Origin of the sequence: Hydrocarboniphaga effusa AP103 (genome assembly GCF_000271305.1) — a bacterium.
Lineage (GTDB): Bacteria > Pseudomonadota > Gammaproteobacteria > Nevskiales > Nevskiaceae > Hydrocarboniphaga > Hydrocarboniphaga effusa.
Map to the genome: position 1 here is coordinate 2175079 of NZ_AKGD01000001.1, position 13992 is coordinate 2189070.

Sequence of the window (13992 nt, forward strand, 5' to 3'; positions counted from 1 at the left end):
TCCGGCGGATGCGTACAATGCGGATCGTGCGATTTTTCAAGGAACAGGTCTGAGCCATGCTGTTCTCGTTCTTCTTCACGCTGCGCGCGGCCGGTCTCAAGACGGCGCTCTCGGAGTTTCTCACTCTGCTCGAAGCGCTGTCCAAGCACGTCGCCATCTTCTCGCTCGACGATTTCTACCATCTGGCGCGCACCACGCTGGTCAAGGACGAGAGCCAGTACGACCGCTTCGATCGCGCGTTCGCGGCCTACTTCAAGGGCGTCGAGGCGGTGACCGGCGAAATCTTCGGCGAGAGCATTCCGGAGGACTGGCTGCGCAAGCAGATCGACAAGCATCTGTCCGACGAGGAGAAGGCCAAGATCGCGGCGCTCGGCGGGCTCGACAAGCTCATGGAGACGCTCAAGCAGCGCCTGGAGGAGCAGAAGGAGCGCCACCAGGGCGGCAACAAGTGGATCGGCACCGGTGGCACGAGCCCGTTCGGCAACGGCGGCTACAACCCCGAAGGCGTGCGCATCGGCGGCCAGGGTGGGCAGAAGAAGGCGGTCAAGGTCTGGGAAAAGCGCGACTTCAGGAACCTCGACGACACCGTCGAGCTCGGCACGCGCAACATCAAGGTGGCGCTGCGCCGTTTGCGCCGCTTCGCGCGCGAGGGCGCGCCCGATCAGCTCGATCTCGACGACACCATCACCTCGACCGCGCGCAATGCGGGCTATCTCGACATCAAGATGGTCCCCGAGCGCCGCAATGCGGCCAAGGTGCTGCTGTTCCTCGATATCGGCGGCTCGATGGACCCGTACATCCGCCTCTGCGAGGAACTGTTCTCGGCCGCCAAGACCGAGTTCAAGCACCTCGAATACTTCTACTTCCACAACTTCATCTACGAGAGCGTCTGGAAGGACAACCTGCGCCGGCACCAGGAGCGCATTCCGACCTTCGACGTGCTGCACAAGTACACGCCGGACTACAAGGTGGTGTTCATCGGCGATGCCGCGATGAGCCCTTATGAAATCGCCCAGCCCGGCGGCAGCGTCGAGCACTGGAACGAGGAAGCCGGCTCGGTGTGGATGCAGCGCGTCGCCGATACCTATCGCAACCTGATCTGGCTCAATCCCGAGGCCGAGCAACGCTGGGAATACACGCCGTCGGTGGCCATGGTGCAGAAGCTCATTGGCCAGGACCGCATGTTCCCGCTGACCCTGGCGGGGCTGGAGCAGGGCATGCGCCGGCTGACGCACTGAAGCCGGCTCCAAGATCGGCTCGGAACAACCCGGCGCTGCATCGGTTGTTAGACTAGACGCGTATTTCTGCTGACCATCACACCGCTGGAGGGTCGTGGCCAATCTTCGCTTCAAACGTCTGCGGCGCCGGCTCTGGCGCGGGCTCTGGGTCGCCGTGTTCGGGCTCGGCTTGATCGTGCTGCTGGCCAATCGCTGGGTCATCAACAGCACGGACGCCTACGTCTACACGAACTGGGCGCTGTTGCCCGAGAACGATGTCGGCCTGGTGCTCGGTACGAGTCCGTACACGCGCGGGGGCAAGCCCAACCCGCATTTCTACGGGCGCATCGAAGCGGCCGTGCAGCTGTACCAGATCGGCAAGATCAAACACATCATCGTCAGCGGGGCCAACCCGGACGAGACCTACAACGAGCCCCGGCAGATGCGCAAGGAGCTCATCAAGGCCGGCATTCCGGAGTCCGTCATCACGATGGATTTCGCTGGCCTGCGCACGCTCGATTCGGTCGCCCGCGCCAAGGAAGTGTTCGGGCTCGACCGCGTCACCGTGGTGACGCAGGAGTATCACTGCTATCGCGCCGTCTTCATCGGCAAGAAGCTCGAGATGCGCATGGCCGCCTACGCGGCGCCCGGTCCGGGGCCGAGCTTCCAGCCGTATACGCGAGAGGTCTTCGCGCGCGTGAAGGCGGTGCTCGATCTGTTCGTGCTGTCGACGCGACCGAAGTTCCTCGGTGAGCCTCAGTCGATCAAGGTGCAGCGGCCCGCACCATGAGTTCGAGCCGCCAGTATTCGCCGGCCGATCGGCTTTTGATCGGCTTCCAGCAGCGGTTCTCGGGTTTCGCTCGGCCGGGCTCGGTAGCTGCGCGCCCGAGCCCGGCCGACGAGGCGCCCGATGCCGAACTCGATGCGAACGAGCGCCGTCACGCCGCGGGTCTCATGCGCATCAACCACGCGGGGGAGATCGCGGCGCAAGCGCTGTATCACGGCCAGGCTTTGGTTTCGCGCGACCCCACCATCCGCGCGCACCTGCTCGACGCTGCCGACGAGGAGCGTGCGCATCTGCAATGGTGCGAGCAGCGGCTGGCCGAGCTCGGCGACCGACCCAGCCTGCTGCAGCCGCTCTGGTACGCGGGCTCATTCGCGATCGGCGCCGCTGCCGGCATGGCAGGCGATCGCTGGAGCCTGGGCTTCGTCGAAGAAACCGAAAAGCAGGTTTCCGAGCACCTCGACGACCACCTGCGAGAGCTGCCGGCCCAGGACGAGCGCAGCCGCGCGGTGCTACAGACCATGCGAGCGGACGAACAGCGCCATGGACAAGAAGCGGCGCAGCTCGGCGCTCAGCCGCTGCCGGCTCCGGTGCGCGGGGTCATGCGCCGTGTCGCGGCATTCATGAAGGCCGCCGCTTACCGGGTTTGAGAGGGATGATGGGCTGGGGGACTCAAGGCCGAGAACCGGTGCCCGCCCTCACCGTGGATACTTCGCGGACACTTCGACGGCCGGTCTCGAACCGCCCAGCGAAGACGCGCTGGGCGACCCAGGCGACGCGGATTTAGCTTTCTTCAGTGGAGAAGCTGGAGCAGCGCCTGCTTCTGCGGCCGAATGGCCTGACAAAGACCGTCCAGCAGTTCCAGGCCCAGCGGCCATTCCGTGTAACCCGCCTTGACGTTGATATGGCCGGCGCCATCGAGGCGCACGAAGCCGCTGCCCCAGCGATCGGCCCAGCGGCGCGCGTTGTCGAGGGTCATCCATGGATCGTCGCTGCTCGCGACCACGGTGGTCGGAAAGTCGATCGTCGTCTGCGGCAGCTTGGTTTCGACACCGAAGCGCGCGGGATCGGCCGGAGCGACCAGCAGGGCACCGGCGATCAGGTTCGACTGGAACACCGAGGCGCGTACGGTCGCCAGGCAGCCGAAGCTGTGCGCGACGAGCACCACAGGCTCTTCGGCCTGTATCGCGGTCTCCACCACGCGGCGCGACCAACGATCGAGGTTCGGCCAGGACCAGTCGTCCTGTTCGACGCGCTCGAAACGCGGGTAGCGGCGCTGCCATTCGGACTGCCAGTGGTCCGGCCCGCTGCCGAACAGGCCGGGCACCATCAGCACGCGATAGCCGGCGAAACGACGATCGACGGCGAGCGGCGAGGTCGCATCGAGGCGGTGATCGGGCTGTGGCGTGTCGACCCGCGTCTCGGCGCGGGCCAGGGCCTGGATGGGCATCGGGGAATCTCCTGAAAGACTTGAAACGCCGTAGCCTCATGCCACAGCGACCGCCACGATAGGCGCAGGCCGCTGAATGCAAAAGGAATATCGGAGTCTTTGCTGAGGCCTCGCAGGCATTAAGAAAGCCTCTGCGCGGAGACCGCGCAGAGGCTGGCGTGAAGCGATCCAGGGCCGGCGGATCAGCGCCGAAACATCAGCGCTGGATGTTGCGGCCGTAGAAGATTTCCATGATCTCGTGATCGACGCGCTCGCTGATGCGCTTGGCATCGCGGGGCGGCAGCTCGGCGGCGCCTTCGCCGAACAGGTAGGTATCGAGATCGAGCTCCTTGAGCTTCATCTTCGTGTGGAAGATGTTCTCCTGGTAGACGTTCACGTCGACCATGTCGTAGCGCTCGCGGATGCTCTTGCTGATGAAGTTCTGGATCGAGTCGACGTTGTGGTCGATGAAGTGCTTCATGCCGCGCACGTTGCGCGTGAAGCCGCGCACGCGGTAGTCCATCACCACGATGTCGCTCTCGAAGCTCTTGATCAGGTAGTTCAAGGCCTTCAGCGGGCTGATCTTGCCGCAGGTGGACACGTCGATGTCCGCGCGGAAGGTGCTGATGCCCGCGTCCGGATGGTTTTCCGGGTAGGTGTGGACGGTGATGTGGCTCTTGTCCAGATGCGTGACCACCGAATCCTTCTGGATGATCGTGCCCGGCTCGGGCGAACCCGGGGTCGGCAGGCCGTCGAGATGGCCTTCGGAGATCAGCATCGTCACCGAGGCGCCCTGCGGATCGTAGTCCTGGCGCGCCACGTTGAGGATGTTGGCGCCGATGATGTCCGCCACCTCGGTGAGGATCTCGGTCAGGCGCTCGGCGTTGTACTGCTCGTCGATGTACTCGATGTATTCCTGCTGATGCTGCTGGGTGCGCGCGTAGCAGATGTCGTAGATGTTGAAGCTCAGCGTCTTGGTCAGGTTGTTGAACCCGAGGAGCTTGAGCTTGGGATTATTGGTCGGCTTCGCCACGCGAAGATCCTCCATCAATGCGTCAATCAGGGAGAGGACCGCGTGCGGGGCCGCACGCGAAGGGCCGGCATTATGCGGCAAAAGGCGTGACGGTTGTGGGTCGTTCGGCCACGACGCGAGTGCGACAAAGTCATCCGATCGCGCCGACGGGCGCGGGCCGGTTCAGGCCGGCTCGCGCAGCTCGTAGCTGTGCGTCACGTTGACGCCGCCGCGCTTGAGCATGATCGAGGCCGAGCAGTACTTGTCGGCCGAAAGCTCCACCGCCCGCTTGACCTGGTTTTCGTTGAGGCCCTTGCCGGTGATCACGAACTTGAGATGGATGTCGGTGAACACTTTCGGCTCGGTGTCGGCCCGCTTGCCTTCCACTTCGACGAAGCAATCGTGGATCGGCTGCCGTGCCTTCTTGAGAATCATCACCACGTCGACGGCCGAGCACGAGCCCACCGAAATCAGCATGAGCTCCATCGGACGCGCACCGAGGTTGCGTCCGCCGATCTCGGGTGGGCCGTCGATGACGATCGCGTGATTGCTGCCGCTCTCACCGATGAAGGCCGAATTTTCGACCCACTTCACTCTTGCCTGCATAAATGCCCTCCGGAACTGTGACGATGTTTGTTAATTTTGAAAAAACAAGGGGCGACGGACGTGGGGTACGCCGCCCTGCAGCTCGATTCGAACAGGGGAAACGGGATGTCCTTTCTGCAGAAGCCGGCCATTCAGGCCTTCGTGGCGCAGGCGCACAAGCGCACGCTGCCGTCCAAGCACACCATCATTCATCCGGGTGATCCGCCGACTTCGATCTACCTGATCCTGGAAGGCTCGGTCAGCATTCTGCTGGAGGACGACGACGGTCGCGAAATCGTACTGGCCTACCTCAACGCGGGCGAGTTCTTCGGCGAGATGTGCCTGTTCCCCGATCAGGTTTCGCGCTCGGCCATCGTGCGGACGCGGCTACCCACGCTGGTCGCCGAGATCGCCTATCCGAAGTTCGATGCCTTCGTCATGAAGAACCCGCGCATCATGTACGAGGTGGCCGGCCAGCTCGCCGCGCGCGTGCGCGACACCAGCCGCCGGCTCGGCAATCTGGCGTTTCTCGACGTCGCCGGCCGGCTCGCGGGAGCGCTCATGGAGCTCGGGCGCCAGCCGGATGCGCGGCAGCATGAGAAGGGTGCTTTGATCAAGTGCAGCCGCCAGGAGCTGGCCCGCCTGATCGGCTGCTCGCGCGAGATGGCGGGTCGGGTGCTGCGCCGTCTCGAAGAAGACGGCATGGTGCAGGTCAGCGGACGCAGCATTGTCATCATCGGCGCCGAGGCTCCGGCGCCGCCCCAGAAGCTGAGCCTGATCCGCAAGAGCAGCTAACCGATCAGCGCCCGCAGCGCTTCGCTCGGGCGCGGCTGGCGCATCAGCGATTCGCCGACCAGGAAGCGCCGCACGCCGGCACTCAGCATTCGCTGGACGTCGGCCGGTGCACCGATGCCGCTTTCGGTGACCACCTCGGTTGCGGCCGGCAGACGCGCCAGCAAGTCGAGCGTGGTGTCGAGGCTGGTTTCGAAGCTGCGCAGATTGCGGTTGTTGATGCCCAGCAGATAGTCGCTGCCGAGATCGGCCGAGAGCACCAGATCGAGCTCGGCGCCGTCGTGAATCTCGACGAGCACGTCGAGCTCCTGCTCGAGCGCGCAGTGGTGCAGCTCGCGCAGGCGCGAGGCGCTCAGCGCGGCGGCGATCAGCAGGATGCAGTCGGCGCCGATGGCGCGTGCTTCCACGACCTGCCATTCGTCGATGATGAAATCCTTGCGGATCACCGGCAGCGAGCAGGCCGCGCGGGCCGCGATCAGGTATTCGTCGCCACCCTGGAAGAAGTCGCGATCGGTCAGCACCGACAGGCAGGCCGCGCCGCCGGCTTCGTATTCCTGCGCGAGCCAGGCCGCGTCGAAATCGGCGCGAATCAGCCCCTTGCTCGGCGAGGCGCGCTTGATCTCGGCGATCACCGCGGCGCCGGTCCTGGCCTTGGCCTGCAGGGCGCCGGCGAATCCGCGCGGAGCGTCCTGCGCGGCAGCGCGCCGCTGCAGTTCGGCGAGCGTGGTGCGCTCGCGCAGCGCGGCGATCTCCTCGCGCTTGCGCGCGAGGATGGTGTCGAGGATGTCGTGGTGTTGGGCGCTCATGATCGTGATCAGCTGAGCCCGGCGACGCGGCGCGAAACGCGCACGTAGTCGTCGAGCTTGGCGCGCGCGGCGCCCGAGGCGAGCGCGGCGCGCGCGCGTTCGAGGCCATCGGCGATCGAGTTCGCGACGCCCGAGGCGTAGAGCGCCGCGGCCGCGTTGAGGCTCACGATGTCGCGCGCCGGACCGGGCTCGTCGGCGAGCGCCGAGAACAGCATGGCCTTGGATTCTTCGGGATTGCCGACCTTGAGATTGCGCGTGGCCGACATCGCGATGCCGAAGTCTTCCGGATGAATGTCGTATTCGCGCACGACGCCGTCGCGCAGTTCGCCGACCAAGGTCGCCGCGCCGAGCGAAATCTCGTCGAGCCCGTCGCGGCCCCAGACCACCAGCGCGCGCTGCGCGCCGAGCTTTTCGAGCACGCGAACCTGGATGCCGACGAGATCAGGGTGGAACACGCCCATCAGGATGTTCGGCGCGTCGGCCGGGTTGGTCAGCGGGCCGAGGATGTTGAACACCGTGCGCACGCCGAGCTCGCGACGCACCGGGCCCACGGCCTTCATCGCCGGATGATGCTTGGGCGCGAACATGAAGCCGAAGCCGGCCTGCTCGATGCAGGCCGCGACCTGCTCGGGTTCGAGTTCGATGGCGGCGCCGAGCGCTTCGAGCACGTCGGCCGCGCCGCTCTTGGACGAGACGCTGCGGTTGCCGTGCTTGGCGATGCGCGCGCCCGCGGCCGCGGCCGTGAAGCTCGCCGCGGTGGAAATGTTGAAGGTGTGCGCGCCGTCGCCGCCGGTGCCGACCACGTCGACCAGATGCGACTGATCGGGCAGCGTGACCTTGCGCGAGAGCTCGCGCATCACGCTCGCGGCGGCGGCGATCTCGCCGACGGTTTCCTTCTTCACGCGCAGCCCGATCAGCAGCGCCGCGATCATCGGGTCGGACACTTCGCCGCGCATGATCTGGCGCATCAGCGCCACCATTTCGTCGTGGAAGATCTCGCGATGCTCGATCGTGCGCGTGAGCGCTTCCTGCGGAGTGATGGTCATGACGTCGTGAGCAGCGTGGAGGGGCCCCGTGCGGAGCATGGGGATCCTGGCGTCGCGAATCGACGCTGGCATGAGGCCACATTCGCGTGCACTTGCGTGCTCATTGAAGGCCTCATGCGTAGCGCTCGACGAAGTTCTTCAGCAGCGCGTGCCCATGTTCGGTCAGGATGGACTCGGGGTGGAACTGCACGCCCTCGATCGCGAGCGTCTTGTGCTTGAGCCCCATGACCTCGTCCTGCGAGCCGTCTTCGTGCTGGGTCCAGGCGGTGATTTCGAGATCGCTCGGAAAGCTCTCGCGATCGACGATCAGCGAGTGATAGCGCGTCGCCGTGTACGGCGTCGGCAGGCCGGCGAACACGCCGCGGCCGTGGTGATGCACCAGACTGGTCTTGCCGTGCATGACCTGGCGGGCGCGACGCACGTCGCCACCGAAAGCCTGGCCGATGGACTGATGGCCGAGGCAGACGCCGAGGATCGGAAAGCGCCCGGGCTTGCCGAGCTTTTCGATCAGCTCGAGGCAGATGCCGGCTTCGTTCGGCGTGCAGGGGCCTGGCGAAAGCACGATGTGTTTCGGCTTGAGCGCCGCGACCTCGTCGACCGTGATCTGGTCGTTGCGGTGAACCTGCACCTCCACGCCGAGCTCGCCGAAATACTGGACGAGGTTGTAGGTGAAGGAGTCGTAGTTATCGATCATCAGCAGCATATAAGGCCTATCTATTTGATTTTGAATAGGCCCGTCATTCGGTGACGCTGCCTATATACACTCAGATATACACACTCGCGGGCGCTTGAATCGCCAAGACCAGAGCATTGGGTATTTTCCGACGAACGGTTATTGGGCGGGCATTTTAAGCGTTGAGTCGCGCAACTTGCGCGCCGTGCAGCTACTTTTTGTTGGACCTTCGCTGTGGCTTTGGCCAGCCGATCTTTTCGATGAACTCGTCCACGAAGACTCGGGGGTCGTGGCCCACGCCATCCAAGTAGTTCAAGAGGTCGGCCAGATCAGCGCGCACTACACCGCGTTCGAGCTTGCTCAACATGCTTTGGCTGGTGCCGATGCGTTCTGCCAGCTCGACCTGTGTAACGCCCGACGACTCGCGTCGCTCAATCAGCATTGCCAAGAGCGTTCGATAGTCGTCGTCGTATCGGGAGTTTCGGGCTCGGGGCATGACCTTGCTCGCGCAGGGTCCCCGAACCTATAGTCACAATCTGACTATGAAAAACGTGACTATTTCTGTTCGTGGATGTGAGCTTCTGTCGCGGAACATCGCGCATCTACCGAGTTGCTCAGTGCTTGGCGGTATCCAAGAGGGATGGCCGGACAATCTCGCGCAGCATCTGGCGAGAGATGGCCTTGGAACGCGTTACTCCCGCCGGTACAGCGCCCTTCGAATGGGCCGTAACCCATTCCCGCGCCGCCTGCTCCCCACCGACCAGGCGGCAGAAGTAAGTCCACAAATCCCCGTCTATCGAGACCGTGCTGCGCCCTTCCGGCGTCCAGACGCGGATGCGCGCGGTTCCGTAGTCGTCGGGGGAAATGGGCACTTGTTTTCTGGGCACATGGCTACTATGGTAGCCATTAATGGTATATAGGTACCATTAGGCTATCAGGTCAATGGATGGTGTTGCAGCGGCGGGGCGTCGCATCGGAGGCGAGCATGTTGTCTGGGAATAGGGGCGTTCGGTGTGGCTGGCGGTTCGTGCTATTCACGGTGTTCTGCGGGTACTGCGGGCTTTCGGCTGCGGCGGTCACTTCGCTCGATGTGGTTCGGTTTGAGGCCATGACCAGCCAGCAGCGGATCGCCTATCTCGCCGAGGCGTACGAAGCGGCCAGCAAGATTCCAGGCCCCAGACCGCAAGGGAACAGTGTGTTTCGGGATGTGATCCAGCCTGCCTACGAGCGGATCGCCCGATACGACGGGGCGTCGGTTGCAGCGAAGCTCTACGGCATGACGTTCGGCGATGTTCTGGAACAACCGAATTCCGACTGGGAACAGAAGGCAAAGGCAGCGGCTCAATCCGACTCGGGCTTTATGGCGATGTTCTCGGCGCAGCGCTTTTCTCCACTGCGTCTTAGTGGCATGGAGCTGGCCGGTCTTCAGGCCGATGTCACGCGTGCGCTTGCTCGGGCTGCCGAGCAAGGGGATGCGGCGTCGTGTCAGCTGATGATGACCTCGACCCGCAATGCGTGGTGGACTCCGAAGGCGTCGCAGGCTTGCCTGTCTGCCGCCTATCCGAGCGGTACACCGCGCCGCTGGCTCGACATTCCGGAGGGGGAGCTTCGGAAGCAAGCCATGGTTGAGGAGGCGGCGAAGCGAGGGACGGCACGGAAGCCTCGGGATGTGAGCGCGGCGCTGGACGTCGCCCGTTATTGCGCTTCCGTTGGTGTTTCGAGCCCGTCGATCGATCCGGTGCAAGCCCGCGCGCTGGCAGGGAGGTGGGATCGCGAGGGTATCAATTACCTACTGCCCTATGGCCCGCGTGAGTCCACCTTGGACAAATACGTAGATGACCTCGGCGAGGTCTACGCCAGGAAGCTGGATGCTCGCGCGATCTTCAGCGGGTCTGCTGTGACACCGGCGCTCACGCCGTTGATGTTCATGGCCTTGGTCAAGCCACAGTGTGGCCTTCAGTAAGTGAAACGCTCGGAACGGAGAATCTCGATGCCCAAGAAAACATCCGCCAGCACCGGCAAGCGATCGGGCCGGGAAACGTCGCAGGCTCGAATCGGGCGGCTGTCGCACGAGCTGCAAGAGTCCAGTTCGGCCGCAGCGCTGGCGATGGAATCCACGCTGGCGGACGGGCTACCTCAGCCGGGCACCACGGTCGTTGTCATTTCGACGCCTCGCGGTGAAGTGATGTCTGTCCCGATGGAGCCCGAGGAAGCTGCGGCCATGCGCGAGATGCTGGAGTCGGACATGGTCCGTGTCGATCACTTGATGCTGGAGACGCTGGCTGGCGTGGTGATCATCCCCGGAGACCTTGCACGTCAGTCGCTGATCCGCTTCGTGACAGAAGCTCACGGCCCCGCGGCGGGCACGTCTGCGAAGCATTCCAAGAAAAACGCATAGGAGTTCTCATATGCACGCTGAGCTTGATGAAGACGAAGACCTCCTTGTCCTACCGGAGAATCCGCCCCCCGTCGAAGGCTGGCGCTTGCTTGAGTTGTTGCAGGCGAAGGCGCAGCAGGAGCGGATCGGGTTGGAGGAAACGGCGAAGCGCATCGGCATCAGCCGTTCGTATCTTTCCAGTCTGCGCTATGGACAGCGAAAGGTGTCTTCGTTGGGACGCGAGATTCTGGACAAGTGCGCCGAGTTTCTTGGCATGCCGCTCGCGGGTGTGCTGATGGCGGCCGAAGTCATCTATCCAACCGACTTCGTCGGCGGTTCGCGCGAGCGAGCCCGCCAGGAGGTTCAGCGGGCCATGCAGTTTTTCGCATCCGATCCGGACTGGGCAGGATTCGTTGATGCGGACTGGCGTTCGTGGTCACTCAACACGCAGTTGATGGTCGTGCTGCTTTACCAGAAGGCGGCTGGGCTGGAAATCCTGCCATCGCTATTCGACGCCAAGATCGCCTCGGAAGCGTTCAGCGCGCAGCAGCCCGAAAAGGCACCGTAAGGGCCGGCTACTTGGCGTGACCGATACACCGCTGCCAAGCACTGTTGTGAACGATGGCGGTAGCAACCGACCACTCTGCGCATTTCGTTTATGGACTACACCCACCAAGTTCCATCGCCCGCATGGACCGCCATGTTGTCCCGTTGCACTCGGCTAGGGAGAGTTCAGAGCGAGTTCATTGCCCGACGCCACACTGCCCCCTCCTCCAATTCCCATCGAGGAGTTTTGCAATGAGCAACTACGAAGCCCGCGGTGAAGCCAAGGCCGACAAAGCGGAAGGCCGTTCGAAAGAGTTTGCCGGCAAGGTCAAGGAAAAGGTCGGTGATCTCATCGGCGACGACGAGATGGCCTCTCGCGGTACTGTTCGACGCGCCGACGGCAAGAAGGATCGCCTGAAGGGCGAGATCAAGGACAAGGTAGAAGACGCCAAGGACACCGCCAAGGCCGGCGTCGAAGCTGTCAAGGACAAGCTAAGCAAGCGGCACTGAGTGCGCTGCTAGGTGATTCAACTAAGCAAATGGGCATCCACGGATGCCCATTTTTTTTGTCAAGGAAGGCATCCAAGGATGGAGACCCCCGATGGCCCAGCAGAAAGCCAAAAAAAATGCGGCATCCAAGATCGAAGACCGCCGCGGCACCGGCGACGAACTGCATCAGCAAGTCCCATCACAGGGGCCGCATGACGCTCAAGGACACCTGACTACCAATCAGGGCATCCGCGTTGCGGACAACCAGAATCAGCTTAAGGCCGGGCCTCGCGGACCTGTCCTCTTAGAAGACTTCGCACTGCGCGAGAAGATCTTCCACTTCGATCATGAGCGTATTCCCGAGCGCATCGTGCATGCGCGCGGTTCCGCGGCTCACGGATATTTCGAGTTGTACGAATCACTGGCCGACGTCAGCCGGGCCGACCTCTTCCAGCGAGCGGGAGAGAAGACGCCCGTCTTCGTCCGGTTCTCGACAGTCGCCGGTGGCGCCGGCTCGGTCGATACGCCACGCGACGTTCGCGGATTTGCGGTGAAGTTCTACACCCAGGAAGGCAACTGGGATTTGGTCGGCAACAACATTCCGGTCTTCTTCATTCAAGACGCTCTGAAATTCCCGGACCTGATCCACGCCGCCAAGATGGAAGCCGATCGCGGCTATCCACAGTCGGCCACCGCCCATGACACGTTCTGGGACTTCATCGGGCTGATGCCGGAAGCAACCCACATGATCATGTGGGCCATGTCGGACCGGACGCTGCCGCGCAGCCTCACGACCATGGAAGGCTTTGGCGTGCATACTTTCCGACTGGTCAATGCGAAAGGCCAATCAACGTTCGTGAAGTTTCACTGGAAGCCCAAGGCAGGGCTGGCTTCGACGATCTGGGACGAGGCCGTGAAGATTGCAGGCGCCGATCCGGACTTCCAGCGCCGCGACCTGTTCACGCGAATCGAACGTGGTGATTTCCCCGAATGGGAATTGGGCCTGCAGCTCTTCGACGAGGCGTTCGCTTCCAAGCTGCCTTACGACGTGCTGGACCCGACCAAACTCATCCCTGAGGAAATCCTGCCGATCCGGAAGGTCGGGCGGCTGGTGCTGGACCGCAACGTCGACAACTTCTTCGCCGAAACCGAGCAAGTCGCGTTCTGTCCGGCGAATGTCGTTCCGGGCATCGACTTTAGCAATGACCCGCTGCTGCAGGGTCGGCTTTTCAGCTATTTGGACACGCAAAAGAGCCGCCTCGGCACCGCCAACTTTCATCAGTTGCCGATCAATGCGCCGAAGTGCCCCTATGCCAACTTCCAGCGGGACGGAATGATGCAGACGGCGGTGCCCAAGGGGCGCGCCAACTACGAGCCCAACAGCTTGGGTGTTGCGGGCGAAGCCGGGGGGCCGCGTGAGTGTCCGACGACTGGCTTCACTAGCTACGCCGAGCCCTTGGCCGATGAGCCGAAGCAGCGCATCCGGCCGGAGAGTTTCGCGGATCACTATAGCCAGGCCCGCTTGTTCTACCGCTCGCTGGCGGCGGCCGAGCAGGCTCACGTAGCGTCCGCGGTCGTGTTCGAACTTTCCAAGGTAACGCTGGAGCACGTCCGCTCACGCGTCGTGGCCAATCTGGTCAACGTCGACCCCGATCTGGCCCAACGTATCGCCGCCGGACTCGGCATGCCGCTTCCGGAGGCGTCGCCTGCCCAGGTGCTACCCATCGACCTTGAACTCTCTCCGGCACTGAGAATCATCGAAGGGCCGCTGGAAAAGGATTCTTCGAAGGGGTGCGTCATCGGATTGCTGATTTCCGACGGGACCGACGCCAAGGAGGTGGCGGCTTTGCAGAAAGCGGCGCAGAAAGCCTGCGCGACGCTGATGCTGGTCGCCCCGAAAGTCGGCAGTGTGAAGCTGTCGGATGGTTCGGCGATCCAGGCCGATGCCCAATTGGCTGGCGCGCCATCGGTCATCTTCGATGCCGTGGGCATCGCCTTGTCGGCTTCCGGCACCCAGTCCCTACTAAAGGAGGCCGCAGCGATCCAGTTTGCAATGGATGCTTTTGGCCACTGCAAGACGATCGGCGCCAGTCAAGCGGCGCAGCCACTCTTGGACAAGGCGGGCGTCGAGCCCGACGACGGCGTGACTGACCTCGGTGCGAAGTTCATTCAGCAGGCTGGTCAACGCCATTTCGATCGCGAGCCGAAAGTTCGGACACTGGCGTGATCACTAGGG

General features: G+C 63.4%; 16 protein-coding genes. 9 read left to right on the top strand and 7 right to left on the bottom strand.

Translation table 11 applies throughout. From position 1 onward, the window contains the following. The first annotated feature begins 56 nt into the window (after positions 1-56). The 3 genes from WQQ_RS09555 (at position 57) to coq7 (ending at position 2651) form a co-directional block, all read left to right on the top strand. Positions 57-1238, top strand: coding sequence for a vWA domain-containing protein (locus WQQ_RS09555; protein WP_007184948.1), 1182 nt, complete (start codon positions 57-59; stop codon positions 1236-1238). Positions 1239-1332: 94 nt separating this feature from the next. After that, positions 1333-2007, top strand: a complete 675-nt coding sequence (locus tag WQQ_RS09560; RefSeq protein ID WP_007184949.1) for a SanA/YdcF family protein — start codon at positions 1333-1335, stop codon at positions 2005-2007. Continuing rightward, a complete protein-coding gene (coq7, locus tag WQQ_RS09565) occupies positions 2004-2651 on the top strand; it encodes a 2-polyprenyl-3-methyl-6-methoxy-1,4-benzoquinone monooxygenase (RefSeq protein WP_007184950.1) in 648 nt (215 codons plus the stop codon). Before WQQ_RS09560 ends, coq7 begins: the two co-directional genes overlap by 4 nt. Positions 2652-2794: 143 nt before the next feature. Here coq7 and WQQ_RS09570 read toward each other — a convergent pair whose 3' ends face one another. The 3 genes from WQQ_RS09570 to WQQ_RS09580 form a co-directional block, all read right to left on the bottom strand. Beyond that, the gene (locus tag WQQ_RS09570) at positions 2795-3451 is read right to left on the bottom strand and encodes an RBBP9/YdeN family alpha/beta hydrolase (protein WP_007184951.1); all 657 of its coding nucleotides are present in this window, start codon (positions 3449-3451) and stop codon (positions 2795-2797) included. A 196-nt stretch (positions 3452-3647) separates the two neighbouring features. After that, complete coding sequence (gene speD / locus WQQ_RS09575) at positions 3648-4478, bottom strand: adenosylmethionine decarboxylase (RefSeq protein WP_007184952.1); 831 nt, start codon at positions 4476-4478, stop codon at positions 3648-3650. A gap of 147 nt (positions 4479-4625) precedes the next feature. Then, complete coding sequence (locus WQQ_RS09580; protein ID WP_007184953.1) at positions 4626-5048, bottom strand: OsmC family protein; 423 nt, start codon at positions 5046-5048, stop codon at positions 4626-4628. Between the two features lie 105 nt (positions 5049-5153). Here WQQ_RS09580 and WQQ_RS09585 point away from each other — a divergent pair, with 105 nt between their 5' ends. Beyond that, the gene (locus WQQ_RS09585) at positions 5154-5822 is read left to right on the top strand and encodes a cyclic nucleotide-binding domain-containing protein (protein ID WP_007184954.1); all 669 of its coding nucleotides are present in this window, start codon (positions 5154-5156) and stop codon (positions 5820-5822) included. Here the strand turns inward: WQQ_RS09585 and trpC are convergent. From trpC to WQQ_RS09605, 4 genes are all read right to left on the bottom strand, one after another. After that, a complete protein-coding gene (gene trpC / locus WQQ_RS09590) occupies positions 5819-6625 on the bottom strand; it encodes an indole-3-glycerol phosphate synthase TrpC (protein ID WP_007184955.1) in 807 nt (268 codons plus the stop codon). The genes WQQ_RS09585 and trpC overlap by 4 nt on opposite strands. Positions 6626-6633: 8 nt before the next feature. Continuing rightward, positions 6634-7671 carry an anthranilate phosphoribosyltransferase gene (gene trpD / locus WQQ_RS09595; protein WP_007184956.1) on the bottom strand — a complete coding sequence of 346 codons (1038 nt, stop codon included), beginning with the start codon at positions 7669-7671 and terminating at the stop codon, positions 6634-6636. Positions 7672-7783: 112 nt separating this feature from the next. Then, positions 7784-8374, bottom strand: a complete 591-nt coding sequence (locus tag WQQ_RS09600; protein WP_007184957.1) for an anthranilate synthase component II — start codon at positions 8372-8374, stop codon at positions 7784-7786. Between the two features lie 181 nt (positions 8375-8555). Then, entirely contained in the window at positions 8556-8786 is a 231-nt protein-coding gene (locus WQQ_RS09605) for a helix-turn-helix domain-containing protein (RefSeq protein ID WP_007184958.1), read from the bottom strand. A gap of 666 nt (positions 8787-9452) precedes the next feature. On the opposite strand from WQQ_RS09605, the gene WQQ_RS09610 reads away from it, so the two are divergent. The 5 genes from WQQ_RS09610 to WQQ_RS09630 all read left to right on the top strand — a co-directional run bounded on the left by WQQ_RS09610 (position 9453) and on the right by WQQ_RS09630 (position 13983). Further along, positions 9453-10307: a hypothetical protein gene (locus tag WQQ_RS09610; protein WP_157534566.1), complete on the top strand. Its 855-nt coding sequence runs from the start codon at positions 9453-9455 to the stop codon at positions 10305-10307. 27 nt (positions 10308-10334) lie between these two features. Then, complete coding sequence (locus tag WQQ_RS09615) at positions 10335-10742, top strand: hypothetical protein (protein ID WP_007184960.1); 408 nt, start codon at positions 10335-10337, stop codon at positions 10740-10742. Between the two features lie 10 nt (positions 10743-10752). Continuing rightward, positions 10753-11289 carry a helix-turn-helix domain-containing protein gene (locus tag WQQ_RS22965; protein ID WP_007184961.1) on the top strand — a complete coding sequence of 179 codons (537 nt, stop codon included), beginning with the start codon at positions 10753-10755 and terminating at the stop codon, positions 11287-11289. Positions 11290-11519: 230 nt separating this feature from the next. Next, positions 11520-11777: a CsbD family protein gene (locus tag WQQ_RS09625; protein ID WP_007184962.1), complete on the top strand. Its 258-nt coding sequence runs from the start codon at positions 11520-11522 to the stop codon at positions 11775-11777. Positions 11778-11868: 91 nt separating this feature from the next. Next, positions 11869-13983, top strand: a complete 2115-nt coding sequence (locus WQQ_RS09630) for a catalase (RefSeq protein ID WP_007184963.1) — start codon at positions 11869-11871, stop codon at positions 13981-13983. Positions 13984-13992: the final 9 nt, after the last annotated feature.